Origin of the sequence: Psychroserpens sp. SPM9, from assembly GCF_025153525.1 — a bacterium.
Taxonomy (GTDB): domain Bacteria; phylum Bacteroidota; class Bacteroidia; order Flavobacteriales; family Flavobacteriaceae; genus Psychroserpens.
Genome location: NZ_JANZNR010000004.1, coordinates 58,224 through 72,198 on the forward strand (window position 1 = coordinate 58,224; position 13,975 = coordinate 72,198).

15 protein-coding genes are annotated in these 13,975 nt (G+C 35.0%); 3 read left to right on the top strand and 12 right to left on the bottom strand.

The features are described 5' to 3' along the window. Nucleotides 1-711 (top strand): response regulator transcription factor, encoded by a 711-nt coding sequence (locus tag N4270_RS09235; RefSeq protein WP_260096757.1) that lies wholly within the window; start codon nucleotides 1-3, stop codon nucleotides 709-711. 73 nt (nucleotides 712-784) lie between these two features. Here the strand turns inward: N4270_RS09235 and N4270_RS09240 are convergent, their stop codons facing one another. From N4270_RS09240 to N4270_RS09290, 11 genes are all read right to left on the bottom strand, one after another. Continuing rightward, on the bottom strand, nucleotides 785-976 hold the full coding sequence (locus N4270_RS09240) for a cold-shock protein (RefSeq protein ID WP_260096758.1): 192 nt from the start codon (nucleotides 974-976) through the stop codon (nucleotides 785-787). Between the two features lie 93 nt (nucleotides 977-1,069). Continuing rightward, the gene (gene miaA / locus N4270_RS09245; RefSeq protein ID WP_260097105.1) at nucleotides 1,070-1,984 is read right to left on the bottom strand and encodes a tRNA (adenosine(37)-N6)-dimethylallyltransferase MiaA; all 915 of its coding nucleotides are present in this window, start codon (nucleotides 1,982-1,984) and stop codon (nucleotides 1,070-1,072) included. A gap of 24 nt (nucleotides 1,985-2,008) precedes the next feature. Beyond that, nucleotides 2,009-2,875 (bottom strand): ion transporter, encoded by an 867-nt coding sequence (locus N4270_RS09250; protein ID WP_260096759.1) that lies wholly within the window; start codon nucleotides 2,873-2,875, stop codon nucleotides 2,009-2,011. A gap of 22 nt (nucleotides 2,876-2,897) precedes the next feature. Beyond that, on the bottom strand, nucleotides 2,898-4,856 hold the full coding sequence (locus tag N4270_RS09255) for a DUF3857 domain-containing protein (RefSeq protein ID WP_260096760.1): 1,959 nt from the start codon (nucleotides 4,854-4,856) through the stop codon (nucleotides 2,898-2,900). A gap of 4 nt (nucleotides 4,857-4,860) precedes the next feature. Beyond that, a complete protein-coding gene (locus N4270_RS09260; protein WP_260097107.1) occupies nucleotides 4,861-6,222 on the bottom strand; it encodes an exonuclease domain-containing protein in 1,362 nt (453 codons plus the stop codon). Between the two features lie 86 nt (nucleotides 6,223-6,308). Beyond that, nucleotides 6,309-6,971 (bottom strand): YggS family pyridoxal phosphate-dependent enzyme, encoded by a 663-nt coding sequence (locus tag N4270_RS09265; RefSeq protein ID WP_260096762.1) that lies wholly within the window; start codon nucleotides 6,969-6,971, stop codon nucleotides 6,309-6,311. A 3-nt stretch (nucleotides 6,972-6,974) separates the two neighbouring features. Next, the gene (locus N4270_RS09270; protein WP_260096764.1) at nucleotides 6,975-8,213 is read right to left on the bottom strand and encodes a DUF1015 domain-containing protein; all 1,239 of its coding nucleotides are present in this window, start codon (nucleotides 8,211-8,213) and stop codon (nucleotides 6,975-6,977) included. A gap of 42 nt (nucleotides 8,214-8,255) precedes the next feature. Further along, nucleotides 8,256-8,894 (bottom strand): M23 family metallopeptidase, encoded by a 639-nt coding sequence (locus N4270_RS09275; protein ID WP_260096766.1) that lies wholly within the window; start codon nucleotides 8,892-8,894, stop codon nucleotides 8,256-8,258. A gap of 46 nt (nucleotides 8,895-8,940) precedes the next feature. Beyond that, nucleotides 8,941-9,831 (bottom strand): 3-hydroxybutyryl-CoA dehydrogenase, encoded by an 891-nt coding sequence (locus tag N4270_RS09280; protein ID WP_260096768.1) that lies wholly within the window; start codon nucleotides 9,829-9,831, stop codon nucleotides 8,941-8,943. Nucleotides 9,832-9,845: 14 nt separating this feature from the next. Continuing rightward, nucleotides 9,846-10,358, bottom strand: coding sequence for a lipocalin-like domain-containing protein (locus tag N4270_RS09285; protein WP_260096770.1), 513 nt, complete (start codon nucleotides 10,356-10,358; stop codon nucleotides 9,846-9,848). Nucleotides 10,359-10,371: 13 nt separating this feature from the next. Next, nucleotides 10,372-11,331 carry a Gfo/Idh/MocA family protein gene (locus N4270_RS09290; RefSeq protein ID WP_260096772.1) on the bottom strand — a complete coding sequence of 320 codons (960 nt, stop codon included), beginning with the start codon at nucleotides 11,329-11,331 and terminating at the stop codon, nucleotides 10,372-10,374. A 156-nt stretch (nucleotides 11,332-11,487) separates the two neighbouring features. Here N4270_RS09290 and N4270_RS09295 point away from each other — a divergent pair, with 156 nt between their 5' ends. Next, nucleotides 11,488-12,129, top strand: coding sequence for a protein-L-isoaspartate(D-aspartate) O-methyltransferase (locus N4270_RS09295; RefSeq protein WP_260096773.1), 642 nt, complete (start codon nucleotides 11,488-11,490; stop codon nucleotides 12,127-12,129). Between the two features lie 47 nt (nucleotides 12,130-12,176). Then, the gene (locus N4270_RS09300; protein WP_260096774.1) at nucleotides 12,177-13,454 is read left to right on the top strand and encodes a T9SS type A sorting domain-containing protein; all 1,278 of its coding nucleotides are present in this window, start codon (nucleotides 12,177-12,179) and stop codon (nucleotides 13,452-13,454) included. Here the strand turns inward: N4270_RS09300 and N4270_RS09305 are convergent. Then, entirely contained in the window at nucleotides 13,451-13,969 is a 519-nt protein-coding gene (locus N4270_RS09305) for a hypothetical protein (RefSeq protein WP_260096775.1), read from the bottom strand. The genes N4270_RS09300 and N4270_RS09305 overlap by 4 nt on opposite strands. Nucleotides 13,970-13,975: the final 6 nt, after the last annotated feature.

Genomic DNA, 13,975 nt, shown 5'->3' on the forward strand with positions numbered 1-13,975 from the left:
ATGGAAGAGCAAAATAAAAAAATTCTTTTAGTTGAAGACGATCCAAACTTCGGAACCGTTTTAAAGGACTACTTAAACATGAACGATTATGATGTGGTTCATGCTAAAAACGGAATGGAAGGTTTCGAAAAGTTTAAAAAAGACGATTACGATCTGTGTATTTTGGACGTTATGATGCCTTATAAAGATGGCTTTACTTTAGCTAAAGAAATTAGAGAAAAAAATACAGATGTACCTATTATTTTCTTAACCGCTAAAGCGATGAAAGAAGATGTGCTTAAAGGTTATAAAGTAGGGGCAGATGATTATCTAAACAAACCTTTTGACAGCGAAGTGCTATTAATGAAAATTAAAGCTATCATGCAGCGTAAAGCAACAGATACTATTGCTGACAGCAAACAATTTGAATTTAAAATTGGAAGGTTTGATTTAAACTCTAAATTACGCTTTTTAAAGTTTGATGGTAAAGATCCTATTAAATTATCACCAAAAGAAAACGAATTGTTACGTATGCTGGCGCTTCATGAAAATGATTTAATGCCTAGAGAATTGGCGTTGACTAAAATATGGAGAGATGATAACTATTTTACATCCAGAAGTATGGATGTATATATTGCCAAGCTTCGTAAGTATTTAAAATTAGACCCTAATGTTGAAATTTTAAATATTCATGGTGAAGGATTCAGATTAGTTGTCAATCAAGAAGCCTAAATAGTAAATCCAGATATAAAAAAAGCCAATCAATTATGATTGGCTTTTTTGGTTTTTAAAAAATATCGAAATATTAGACAACTTTTACGTTTACTGCGTTCAATCCTTTTTTTCCTTCTGTTAAATCGAATTCTACTTCATCTCCTTCTCTAATTTCATCGATTAAACCTGAAATGTGTACAAAGTGTTCTTTGTCATTTCCTTCTTCAGTGATAAATCCAAATCCTTTTGAATCGTTGAAGAATTTTACGGTACCTTTACTCATAATGTATATTAAATTATATTAAGCCACGAAGGTAGTGTTAATTAATTGAAAATAAGGGTTTTTGATTTTTATTTCTAAAGAAAGTCTTTAAGTTTAACTTAGTTGTCTAGTTATGACAGCAATAATGTCTGTAATGTCGGTTTCATAATCAAACCAAATGGTGTCCTCACTCTTTTTAAACCAAGTGAGTTGGCGTTTGGCAAAGCGTCTTGTATTCTTTTTAATTTCTGAAATGGCAAACTCTAAGGTCCATTCACCATCCAAATACTTAAATAACTCTTTGTATCCAACCGTATTTAAGGCATTCAAGTGACGTTTCTGCTGAAGTGATTTCACTTCGTCCAGCAAACCTTCAGCTATCATTAGATCTACACGTTTATTGATACGTTCATAGATGACTTCTCGTGGTGCTGTTAAACCAATCGTAATCGTTTTAAAATCACGTGCTTTCGTTGTTGCTTTTAAAAATGAAGAATAGGGCTTTCCGCTAGTGATACAAACTTCTAGAGCTCTAATGACACGCTGCGGATTATCAATAGCGATGGTGTTAAATGCTTTTGGATCCAATGCTTTCAGTTCCAGTTGTAAAGCTTCGAGTCCATTAGCTAAAAGTCTCGAATTTAATGTGTCTCTAACCGCAGGATCTAGTTTAGGTAATTTGTCAAGTCCTTTGGTAACGGCATTGACATACAATCCTGAGCCGCCAACCATGATCACAACACGATGATTAGCATGTAACGTTTTTAATAGAGCGATAGCATCTTTTTCAAACGTACCCACACTGTAATAGGTGTCTACAGGAATATGCTTGATAAAATGATGTTTAGCTGCAGCAAGTTCTTCAGGTGTAGGCGCTGCTGTTCCAATTTGCATGTCACTATAAAATTGCCTTGAATCTGCTGAAATAATTTCAGTATTAAAATGCTTGGCTAGTTTTATACTTAAAGCCGTTTTGCCTATGGCTGTTGGGCCAACAATTGAAATTAATATTGGAGGGTTTGATACGATGGTTTTGAGGTTTTAAATCGTAATTTAGGTGTGTAAGTTATAACCACATTTATGACAAAAATTAGAATTGTCTTTATGGTTTCCGCTATTACAATTGCTACATACCTGAGAATTTAAATGCAGTTGTTCTGTCGTTTTTCCTTCAGCGAGTTCCTTATCTTTTTTATTGCTACTTCTCACATATTCAGCAGAAACAATTCCGGTAGGAACAGCAATAATACCATATCCTAAAATCATAATAATAGAAGTAATAAATTGTCCTAAAGGTGTTTGCGGAGCAATATCACCAAAACCAACAGTAGTAAGGGTTACTATACACCAGTAGACGCTTTTAGGGATATTAGTAAATCCATTTTCTTCGCCTTCTACCAAATACATAATTGTACCAAAAATGACAGAAGTAACGAGAACAGCAAATAAAAACACTGCAATTTTAACACGACTGGCAATTATTGAATCTTTAAGCTGATTAGAAGCACCTAAATAACGTGCTAACTTTAAAATCCGGAACACACGTAATAGTCGTAATGCTCTTAGTGTTACAAGGGCGTGAGATCCGGCAAAGATAAACGATAAGTACATAGGAATGGTCGATAGAAAATCAACAATTCCATAAAAGCTAAAAATGTATTTCCAAGGTTTTCTAACGGTTATAACTCTTGCGATATATTCAATCGAAAACAAAATGGTTACAAGCCATTCACCATAGTAGAGAATCTTGTGGTACTTTCTGTCAATGTGCTCAACACTCTCTAACATTACCAATGCAATACTGGCAAGAATGAATATGAGGAGCACTATGTCAAATAATTTTCCAGCAGGTGTGTCGGCTTCATAAATAATTTCATGAAGTTTATCTTTCCAATTTCGCTGTGTCGTATTTGAACTCATTAAATCAAATGTACTAAAAAGATTATTCTTTTTTCTCTAAGACGATAAGAGAGTTGTTTTGTATGTCGACTACTTTTGACATAATTGTTTTTAAGCCATCGTAAAATACCGGTTCATAGAGCGGTTCATTAAAGGATAATTTAAAAAACAACATGATTGTGTTTTCATTTTGCTGGGCCGAAAATAATAAAGCACCTTTGTTTTCGGGTAATTTTAAGTTTGCTGCTTTGGGTAATTCGGTAATCTTATAAGTTGGGTCTACATTTATTTTTATGCTATGTATATAAACATCTTTGTAACCAAAATCTATGGGATAACTACGTTCTTGAAGTTTGAAAGGGTTTTCAGAGAAAAATTTGATTAAAAACGGATTGATATATAGGGTGTTTCCAACCCTATCTGGTGTTGTCTCCATATTAAAATCAGCAGTAAAATCAGCTTCTGATTTAACAATATCACCAATCTCTAATTCAGAAATATTTAAAGTGCTGTATTGGTTTTCAAAGCGTTCGGTGTAGGCCGTAGGATTGCTTAAATAAGCTTCTTTTGAATACAGGGCATGATATCCCGTTGTTTTATAAGCTGTATGCCCATTTAAAACCCCATTTTCATTTAAATCAAATTCATAATTATAGGCTTTGAGGCTTGGCGTTTTTACTTCAAAATCATACCAAGAACTTCCGTTTTCAAAATCTAATATGCGGCCATATTGATTCAAACATCTAAACGGTAATTGCCCAAAGGCTAGATAGTCATTTGTACCATCAAGAAGATAGGTTTCACCATTAATAGTTGCTTTTGCAATCAGATAGTTAAAATCAGATAGTACAGGATATAATTGTGTTGCTAAACCATTGTTTCTTGTTGAAAGAATCATAGGTTTGACATCGATATTATGTTCTTTGAGTAATAAGTATAAAAGGATGTTGATATCACCAGCCGAACCTGTTTTGTCCTTTAGTAACTCTTTAATTGAAACATTACGAAATAAGTTAAATTCTTCATTCCAATTGTAATTATCTTGAACAAACCTTAAAATAGATTTAGCTTTTTCAAGAGGGTTGTCCAGTTGAGATATGGCATCAGGAAGCAGGTTTCTTACTTTATTTTGCTGGTTGAGTTCTTTGCCTAAATCTGTTTCCTTTCTAATTTCATCATCAGTACTTTTCCAGTTTTTTGTAATGTTGTTGACACTTCCGTTAAAGCCTCTAAAAGTTTTTAATTCATATTCAATACGTGCCAAATAATTTTTTTTGGTGGTCATGTAGTCTTCCTCAATAAAGGCAGGAACATCCAGCATGATATAGTTGCTTACACTACAATTGGCGCTAGCATTTCCAGCAGTGAGACATCTTTTTTCTACCCTCATGGTGTTGGTGCTTAGTTTTTTACCACCAACCAATTTGACATTATACTCCCAGTTTCCAGGAATACTAGCAATGTATTCACTATGTAATGTTGGAATCACAGTTTGAAAATCCCAGCCTTTAAACTTGTACATAAAGGGCGATTCAATCACATAGCTGTAGTTTACAACAGAACCTTCTTTAATACTCGGGAAAGCGAACTTTACCAGTGTGTAATTGTCATTGTATTTCTCTTCGAAAATGTTTGTTTTTTTGAGTGTGGTTTTAACTACTTTACCATTTTCTATATTATAAACAGTGGCATTAATAGCTTTTATTCTTTCTCTTTGCCCTTTTCCGTCATCGTATAAAGGAATCGTTACTTCTGCGTGATTAAACCCTTTTCGATTCAGTATTTTTAATTTACATTTAATTGTTGTGTTTAAATCGAATGAGTTTTTATCAACAAAACTATGTCCTTTTTTATAAATTATTAAGGCGTTGGCTGTTGAGTCTTTTGCATAATGATTGCGCTCAATATCTGGTCTTGTAACTTCATAACTAAGGGCATATTGATCGTTTTGAGCACTAAGATGTATGCCTGCTAATAAAAAAAGCAAGGTAATTTTGTTCATAGTGTTAAAAAGAGATTGTTTTTAAACGCTTATTTCGTCTCAAATAACTTTGAATAATGTGCTGTGTATCTCTATTGTTTTCCATTGGTGTGATGATAGATTCTAAAACGTCTATATTATTAATTTGATGGTTGAGGTCGTAAAAGCCTAAACCTTTAAAAACACCATTCTCTATATAGATGACACTTTTTTCATCAATATCTCGACCTTGGTCTATAATCACCATGTTTTTATTGTCATAGCTGTTTTTTGCGATAAGTTCTTTAACACGTTTGTTGTAGCTTTCAGGAGGTTCTTCATTAATACATGCTCCATGACAACTTTTGATCGTGTAATTAAAACAATTGGATTTAGTGGGATAGAGACCGGTTAATTTTTGACAAAGTGCGTATTGTTCGACCACTCTAAACATAAAACTTTTAGCACTTTGCATATTACTAAAGCTCGTGATGTGTTTTTTGTCCATTGAAGTTTTATCAATTTTTAAGTTGATATAGCCATTGTCGTCGATAAAACTGTAGAGCGCATGTGTAAATATAGTTCGTCTTAAAGCTCTATTATAAATAGGTTTATTGCGTTTAATTTCTTCACTTTCTTTAAGTAAAGCAACCAATTCACTTCCTGTAGCTTCATAGGTTACCGATTTAACGAGTAACTGTAATTTTTTAGATTTTGTACTGGTATTGGTTAAGTGCTGATTAATGCGATGTTTGATGTTTTTACTTTTTCCTATGTAGATGATATCTCCATTTTCATCATGGATATAGTAAACACCAGTAACAGCAGGTAATTTGTCTATAATTGTTCTATGAGTATCGTTAAGGCGTTTGACGATTTCTGTTTTAACATGGTCTTTAATAATGTGTTTTTCCAAATCTTTGGAGAGTAACATTTTAAAGAGTTTGACTGTTGCCATAGCATCTCCATTGGCGCGATGTCTATCGCTTACAGGAATACCTAAAGCTCGGGTTAATTTTCCTAAGCTATAGGAAGCCTGATTAGGAATTAATTGCTTAGAGAGCTCAACAGTGCACAAGGTTTTTCGTTTAAAACCAAAGCCCAAGCGTTTAAATTCGGTTCGTAAAATGCGATAATCAAACTGCGCATTGTGAGCCACAATGATACAGTCTTCAGTGATTTCTACGATGCGTTTAGCGACTTCATAAAATTTTGGAGCGCTTTTAAGCATATTGCTATTTATACCTGTGAGGTTAACTACAAAGGGTTGAATTTCACGTTCAGGATTAACCAAACTTATAAATTTGTCTACAACTGTATGACCGTCAAATTTATAGATAGCTATTTCTGTAATGCCTTCTTCATTGTACTTTCCACCTGTAGTTTCTATGTCTAATATTGCGTAAATTTTCTTGCTTTTTTTTCTTGCAGAGGCTCTGAGGCACAAAGCATTATATTATTGTTTTATGTATTGCTTTATAACAAATAACAGTGTTAGTTATTATAATTTCGACTGCCAAATATACTACTTCCAACCCGAATCATAGTACTTCCGCAATCAATTGCTAATGAATAATCACCACTCATTCCCATAGAGATGATTTCTAAAGATGTATCAATGGTTTTAAGGGTTTCAAACGTAGCTGTAAGACGCTTAAATTCCTGTTCAATTTGAGCATTATTATCTGTAAAAGTAGCCATTCCCATCACACCGGTAATTCTAACGTTTTTTAATTCTGAAAAGTCTTCAGATAATAATAATTCTTTAGCATCATTACTGGACATTCCAAATTTACTGTCTTCTTCAGCGATTTTAATCTGAAGCAAGCAGTTGATAACTCGGTTGTGTTTTTTGGCTTGTTTATTTATTTCAGTAAGTAATTTTAAACTGTCAACGCCATGAATCAAGCTTACAAACTCAGCCATATATTTCACTTTGTTACGTTGTACATGACCAATCATATGCCATTGAATGTCTTTAGGCATGTGTTCATATTTTTCGGTCATCTCCTGAATTTTGTTTTCACCAAAAATACGCTGACCAGCATTATAAGCGTCCATTAAATCACTAATAGGTTTGGTTTTAGAGACAGCTACAAGCGTCACATGTTCAGGGATTTGAGAAAGGATTGTATTTAAATTATTTTGAATACTCATACATTAAAATTCATAAATGGTAACACCACTTCTTAATTTAGGTTCTATAAATGTACTTTTTGGCGGCATTTTGAGTCCGTCATCAGCAATCTGTTTCATTTCATGAATATCCACAGGAACCATACCAAAACCCACAGCAAACTCGCCATGATCGATTTTATCTTTTACATTGATGATGTCTTTTTTTCCGTTGATATAATCAATTCGTACATCGTTGCGTAAATCTTCAATACCTAAAAGAGGTTGTAAAATGGTTTTATAGAGGATCTGAGCATCTAAAGCATCCAAAGATGTTTTAAAATCATAGAGTGACTTCCGAAGGTATAAGGAATAAAATTCGCCATCTAAATACATACTAAAATGATGTTTTTTTGACGGTTTATAAGGCATAATCCCTCTGTTTTCTATTCTGAAAATGGTATCCAGTTGTATTAAAAACTCTTCTTTAGTTAATCCATTCAGATCTTTAACTAAGCGATTAAATTCGTTGATACGTAATTCTGATTCTGGGATTAAAAAAGTCATAAACTGATTGTACGATTCTTTTCCCGTATGATTGGTATTTAGGGCTTTTTCGTCTTTATAAAGTAAATAGGAGGATGCCGAGCGATGATGACCATCTGCAATGTAAATGGTTGGCATGTTCTCAAATTCTTTTTGTATAATTTCAATACGTTCGGGTTGGTCTAATTTCCAAAGGTAATGTGTATCCCGATAGGTTGTTGTAAATTCAAACTCAGCACGTGTTTGTTGTAGGTCTTTTATAATGGTAGAAATAACCTGGTTATCTGGATAGGTAAGAAGGACGGGTTCTGCATTAAAGCCTACCGTTTTGAGATAATCTTTAAAAATGCGTTCGCGGTATTCGATGGTGTCTTCATGCCTTCTTATCACATTAGCTTCATAATCTTCAGCACTCGCAGCAGCTACAATGCCATTAAAAACCTGGCCATCTCTATCAACAATTTTATAGATGTAATAGCTTTCGGCATCATCATGAACAAAGACATGGTCTTCTTTAAATTCCTGATAGCGATTTCTAACCAATTGATAGCGTTCGGTTCCTGTGATTTCTCGGGCGTATTTATAACCCGGATTCACGATATGTAAAAATGAAAACGGATTGTAGTCTAAACGCGCTTCACGTTCGGCTTGCGTATAAGTTTGATAGGAACGTGACGCCACTAAACTAACTTTATCACGCGTGGGTCTTACTGCTTTAAACGGACGTATTTTAGCCATACATTAAGTCGTAAATTTTAGAAAAAAATGAGTTAACATTACTTAATTTCTGTGTTTTATTATAAATTCTGTAGGATCTACATAGCCTGTGGTATCTTCCGAATATCCAGGCCCAATATCTAATCCTACAACATCTCTTATTTCGAGATGTAAATGCGCATAGTATAATCCGTTACAATTTCCGATGGTGGCAATTTGCATTCCTTTTTTTATAAATTCACCTGGAGTGACCAGCGTACTGTCACAATGCGCGTAAAGGGATTCGAACAGCTTTCCGTCAACTTGATGGATGATTCTTACAACATGTCCCCAGCCACCTTCATAATTTTTTACGTCACTAATATAGCCATTTGCAATAGAATAGATAGGATCACCTAAATCACTGTTTCCGCCACCAACACCATTCCAGTCGTCTCCTAAATGATTATTTTTCTGAAATTTTTGTGCATTATAATAACCACGAGCATTGGGTTTACCAACCGGAAAGTCAAAACCATCAGATACGTATTCTGAATTGTTTTTAAATAGGATACTAACATTGGTTTTTGCTTCGGAAATGCTGACAGTATCAATTATAATGTCTTTGTTTTCTGAAGGTTTTAGGACGTCGTTTACTGTTTCATTTTTTTTGCAAGCTAAAGCTGATAATAGTATAAAACAATAAACAAAGACGTGCTTCATAGTTAAAATTAACGCGAATTTTTGATCACTATTGCCTAAAGTTATTTTACTTCAGAAACTGTTTAGCGACTTGTTCTGCTTTTCTGCTTTCCGAATAATCATAAAAACCTTCACCAGATTTCACGCCTAATTTTCCGGCTCTTACCATATTTACTAATAAGGGGCAAGGAGCGTATTTCGGATTTTTAAAGCCATCATACATCACATTTAATATAGATAAACACACATCTAATCCAATAAAATCTGCCAACTGTAAAGGTCCCATGGGATGCGCCATTCCTAATTTCATAACAGTATCAATTTCTTCAACACCCGCAACACCATTGTATAAGGTTTCAATAGATTCGTTAAGCATTGGCATTAAAATACGGTTGGCAACAAATCCAGGATAATCGTTGACTTCGGTTGGAGTTTTACCTAAGGTTTTAGATAGTTCCATGATAGTGTTTGTCACAGCATCACTGGTGTTATAACCACGAATAATCTCAACCAATTTCATAATTGGGACAGGATTCATAAAGTGCATTCCAATCACCATTTCGGGACGCGAGGTTACTGCGGCTATTTGAGTGATAGAAATAGATGATGTATTGGTCGCTAAGATGGTGTCTTCACCGCAAGCTTCGTCTAATTGCTTGAAAATATTAAGCTTTAAATCGATATTTTCGGTAGCTGCCTCAACAACAAGTCCGGCATATTCTACACCAGCAGTCATATCTGTAAATGTGGTGATATTGTCAAGTGTGGCTTGTTTGTCTGCTTCCGAAATTTTCTCTTTAGCGACCATTCGGTCTAAGTTTTTGGTAATGGTTGCCATACCACGTTGAAGCGAGGCTTCACTAATATCTATAAGTTGTACTTTAAATCCAGATTGAGCAAAGGTGTGGGCGATTCCGTTGCCCATAGTTCCTGCTCCAATTACTGCTACATTTTTCATTTATATATGTTTTGTTATTCTTTTTTCATTTTAAATAAGACTTTCAACTTGCCAGACCATTCAGGTTTGTTACCATCGGGATAGGTTTCGTCAAACATCATAATGTCTAAGTTGTTAGCTTTAATACTATAATTGTAAAATTGTTTTCCGCCTTCAAAACCAGGTACTTTTGCCATATCTGCAGTAGTCGTCACTGTGGAGTCTGTGTAAGTATAACTTCCCGAATTAAACACAATAGATTGAAAGGCCGCTTTAATTTCGGCATCTGTGGGTTTAGACAAAGTATCGAATGCTTTTCGTTCTGTTGTCCAAGGATTATATAACAGACTGTATCGTTTTGGTGCAAATAAAAGTGTTCCGTAGGTGATTTCTCCAACATAAGTGGTATCGGCATAGATATAATGAATCTCTTGCATTTTCCAAGATCCTTCCAAGGGATTTATTTTTTCAACCACATCTTTTTTATGGCTGTTGCAAGCTGGGAACAGGATAAAAATAATTAGAGTTAACAACAGGTAATTTTTCATGGCCTTTTTAGTGTTAAAACTGATTGATGATTTGAGTTGCAACACGTAACGCTTCTGTACCATCATGTAAGGTTACAATAGGGGTTGTGTTGTTATTAATAGCATCTGCAAAAGTTTCCAGTTCGTCTAAAATGGCATTATTATTAGCAATTTCTGGATTGTCAAAATAGATTTGCTTTTTGATGCCTTCAGCATTTTGAAGAATCATATCAAAGTCTCCAGGGTTTTCTGGAGCATCTTTCATTTTAACCACTTCGCATTTCTTTTCCAGAAAATCGACAGCGATATACGCATCTTTTTGAAAGAAACGGGTTTTTCTCATATTTTTTAATGAAATACGACTAGCGGTTAAGTTGGCAACACATCCGTTTTCAAATTCGATACGCGCATTGGCTATATCTGGTGTGTCACTAATAACAGAAACGCCACTTGCCGATACCTTTTTCACTTTAGACTTAACCACACTCAATATGATATCAATATCGTGAATCATGAGGTCGAGTACCACAGGAACATCTGTGCCTCTCGGGTTAAATTCTGCCAAACGATGCGTTTCAATAAACATCGGATTTTTAATTTGTTCTTTAACGGCAGTGAATGCAGGATTAAAACGTTCTACATGACCAACTTGACCTCGAATATCATGCTTTGCTAATAATTCTCTTATATGCTCGGCTTCTTCAACCGTATTTGTAATGGGCTTTTCAATGAAAATATGCTTGCCAAATGAAATCGCTTTTTTAGCACAATCATAATGTGATAAGGTGGGTGTAACAATATCAACCATATCTACAGCTTGAATAAGTGCATCAATAGAATTAAAGTATTTGTAACCATATTCGGCTTCTACTTTTTTGGCATTAGTTTCATCTGCATCATAAAACCCTACGAGTTCATATTTTTCAGATTGATTGAGAAGTCTTAAATGAATTTTACCTAGATGCCCTGCACCAAGTACGCCTGCTTTTAGCATAGTTTTACGTTTTCAACAAAAATAAGATTTTTCGGAGTTTTTTTATGTGAATTCAATGATAAATAATCGGAGTTTTTGACAATTTGATAATTCGATTCATTTTAACTTTCAGTATAAAAATGTTTCAGTTATTTTAGCATAGAAAACCTAACGACTTTGAAAGACACGTTTAAGCACCAAGGCCTGAGACAAAAATTAGTAGCGACATTAAAAGCGAAAGGCATTACAGATAAAAAAGTATTAGATGCTATTGGTAAGATTCCGAGGCATTTATTTATGGATTCTAGTTTTCTGGATCATGCTTATCAAGACAAAGCTTTCCCAATTGCTGCCGATCAAACCATTTCTCAACCTTATACGGTTGCATTTCAAACCGAATTGATGCAGGTAAAATCGGGTGATACTGTTTTAGAAATAGGAACAGGAAGCGGCTATCAAACAGCTGTATTGTGCTTGTTAGGTGCTAAAGTATTTAGTATTGAACGTCAAAATGAACTTTATAAAAAAACGAGCAAGTTCTTACCAAAATTAGGTTACAGAGCTAAAAAACTTATTTTTGGAGATGGCTATATTGGCTTAGAATCTGAAGCGCCTTTTGACAGTATAATTGTGACTGCTGGTGCTCCATTTGTGCCTAAACCTTTATTGAGTCAGCTGAAAATTGACGGACGCTTAGTGATTCCTGTGGGTGACGAAGTGCAAGTAATGACCTTGTTTATTAGAAAAGGTCCCAAAGAATTTGAAAAGCACGAATTTGGTGAATTTCGGTTTGTCCCACTTTTAGAAGATAAAAATTAGTTTTGTCTTGTTGCGCTTGGTTAGAAACTCCTAAATAATAATGCTCTATGAGAATAATTACATGTTTTTTTATGCTTGTGTCCTATTTTGGTGTTGCCCAGAGTTACACCGAATATGCCACAGGAAGTGCTACCGATGTGGTTACTAATCATGAATTTGGTATTTGTATGATGGGTGGCGCCAGCGAAAATGACGATGCCATGACTTGGTTTTTAGAAAAAGCTAATGGTGGCGATGTGGTGGTTTTACGAGCTTCAGGAAGTGATGGTTATAATGATTATATGTATTCAGAATTAGGAGTAACCATCAATTCTGTAACAACTTTTGTGATTCATAATGCTTCTGGAGCATTACAGCCCTATGTATTAGAAAAAGTAGCAAATGCCGAAGCGATTTGGTTTGCTGGAGGCGATCAATATGATTATGTGAGTTATTTTAAAGACAATGCGATGGAGGATGTTCTCAATACTTTCATCAACGTCAAGCAAGGTGTCATAGGAGGAACCAGTGCCGGAATGGCCATTTTAGGAGGTGGTTATTTTTCTGCTGAAAACGGAACCGTAACCAATGCTCAGGCTTTATCAAATCCGTATCATAATCGGATGACACTTGGTTATAATGACTTTTTAGAGATTCCGTTTTTAGAACATGTGATTACCGATACGCATTACGATGACCCTGATAGACGTGCGCGTCATGCGGCATTTTTAGCACGTTATGCTACCGATAATAACACACGTGCTTTTGGAATTGCCTGCAACGAGTATACAGCTGTTTGCATTGATAGTTCGGGTCGCGCTTATGTATATGGCGAATATCCCGATTATCCTGAGTATGCTTACTTTTTGCAATCGCATTGTGTTGGTGATTATTTACCGGAAACTTGTGTCGACGGACAAGCATTAACCTGGAATCAAGGAGGTGAAGCGCTTAAAGTAGCTAAAATTCCTGGAACCTATGCAGCCGATAATTATTTTGACCTAACAAACTGGTCGGATGAGCAAGGTGCAACTTGGGAAGATTGGTCGGTAACTAACGGTTCGTTTTCTACAGCATCTACAGTAAATCCTGATTGTGATTTGTTAAGTGTTGCTGATGTTGATAGCGTTTCAATTGCCGTAGGTCCAAACCCGTTTCAAGATATATTAACTATCACATCTCAGTTGACTAAGTTTGAGGTAAAGCTTTATGATAGCTTCGGAAAACTCATCAGTCACTATAAAAACCAGTCAGAAATTGAGACTTCTGGGCTTGCTTCAGGCATTTATTTTTTAAACGTATCGGCAGAAGGTGTTCAGGGCAATTTTAAGCTTGTAAAAGACTAATCTTTTGATAAGAATTCTTTCGGAATAGGATGCTTATCTGTTTCTTGTTGCCAGTAGATATTGATAATCCACCAACGCTTCCCGTCATATAATAATTGAATACTATTGATGCCTCTCATAAAAGGTTGGGTGTCACTTTTTTGTTTAAAGGATTCGTAAGTACTAAAAACTTGAGTGATGTTTCCAAACGTTTGGGTTTTTCGGCTGATTTCAACTTCATGAAAACCATTAGCTTCAAGCCAAGTGCCAGCACGTTTTATATAATCATCTGTAGACATATAGGTCGCTGTCATTATGCCTTCTTTAGATGGTCCTGTCGGAATGAGCTTCGCATCCTCATGGAACAAATAGTTGAATAATTCCCAGTTACGAGCCACACCTTTATCTCCCGAAATCACACGATACAAGGTTTCGATAGTGCTGTCTAAACTTTCAACATGCTTGGTGTAATCTGTTTTGTTTTGAGAATACACACAAGTACTCATTAGAACAAAAAATAGAATTAGTTTTTTCATGATCGC

Coding starts and splice junctions, on each gene's coding strand:
- N4270_RS09280 (WP_260096768.1), bottom strand. CDS start 9,831: ATGAAAAATGTAGCAGTAATTGGAGCAGGAACTATGGGCAACGGAATC.
- N4270_RS09250 (WP_260096759.1), bottom strand. CDS start 2,875: ATGAGTTCAAATACGACACAGCGAAATTGGAAAGATAAACTTCATGAA.
- N4270_RS09305 (WP_260096775.1), bottom strand. CDS start 13,969: ATGAAAAAACTAATTCTATTTTTTGTTCTAATGAGTACTTGTGTGTAT.
- N4270_RS09275 (WP_260096766.1), bottom strand. CDS start 8,894: ATGAAGCACGTCTTTGTTTATTGTTTTATACTATTATCAGCTTTAGCT.
- N4270_RS09235 (WP_260096757.1), top strand. CDS start 1: ATGGAAGAGCAAAATAAAAAAATTCTTTTAGTTGAAGACGATCCAAAC.
- N4270_RS09300 (WP_260096774.1), top strand. CDS start 12,177: ATGAGAATAATTACATGTTTTTTTATGCTTGTGTCCTATTTTGGTGTT.
- N4270_RS09270 (WP_260096764.1), bottom strand. CDS start 8,213: ATGGCTAAAATACGTCCGTTTAAAGCAGTAAGACCCACGCGTGATAAA.
- N4270_RS09255 (WP_260096760.1), bottom strand. CDS start 4,856: ATGAACAAAATTACCTTGCTTTTTTTATTAGCAGGCATACATCTTAGT.
- N4270_RS09285 (WP_260096770.1), bottom strand. CDS start 10,358: ATGAAAAATTACCTGTTGTTAACTCTAATTATTTTTATCCTGTTCCCA.
- N4270_RS09290 (WP_260096772.1), bottom strand. CDS start 11,331: ATGCTAAAAGCAGGCGTACTTGGTGCAGGGCATCTAGGTAAAATTCAT.
- N4270_RS09240 (WP_260096758.1), bottom strand. CDS start 976: ATGAGTAAAGGTACCGTAAAATTCTTCAACGATTCAAAAGGATTTGGA.
- N4270_RS09265 (WP_260096762.1), bottom strand. CDS start 6,971: ATGAGTATTCAAAATAATTTAAATACAATCCTTTCTCAAATCCCTGAA.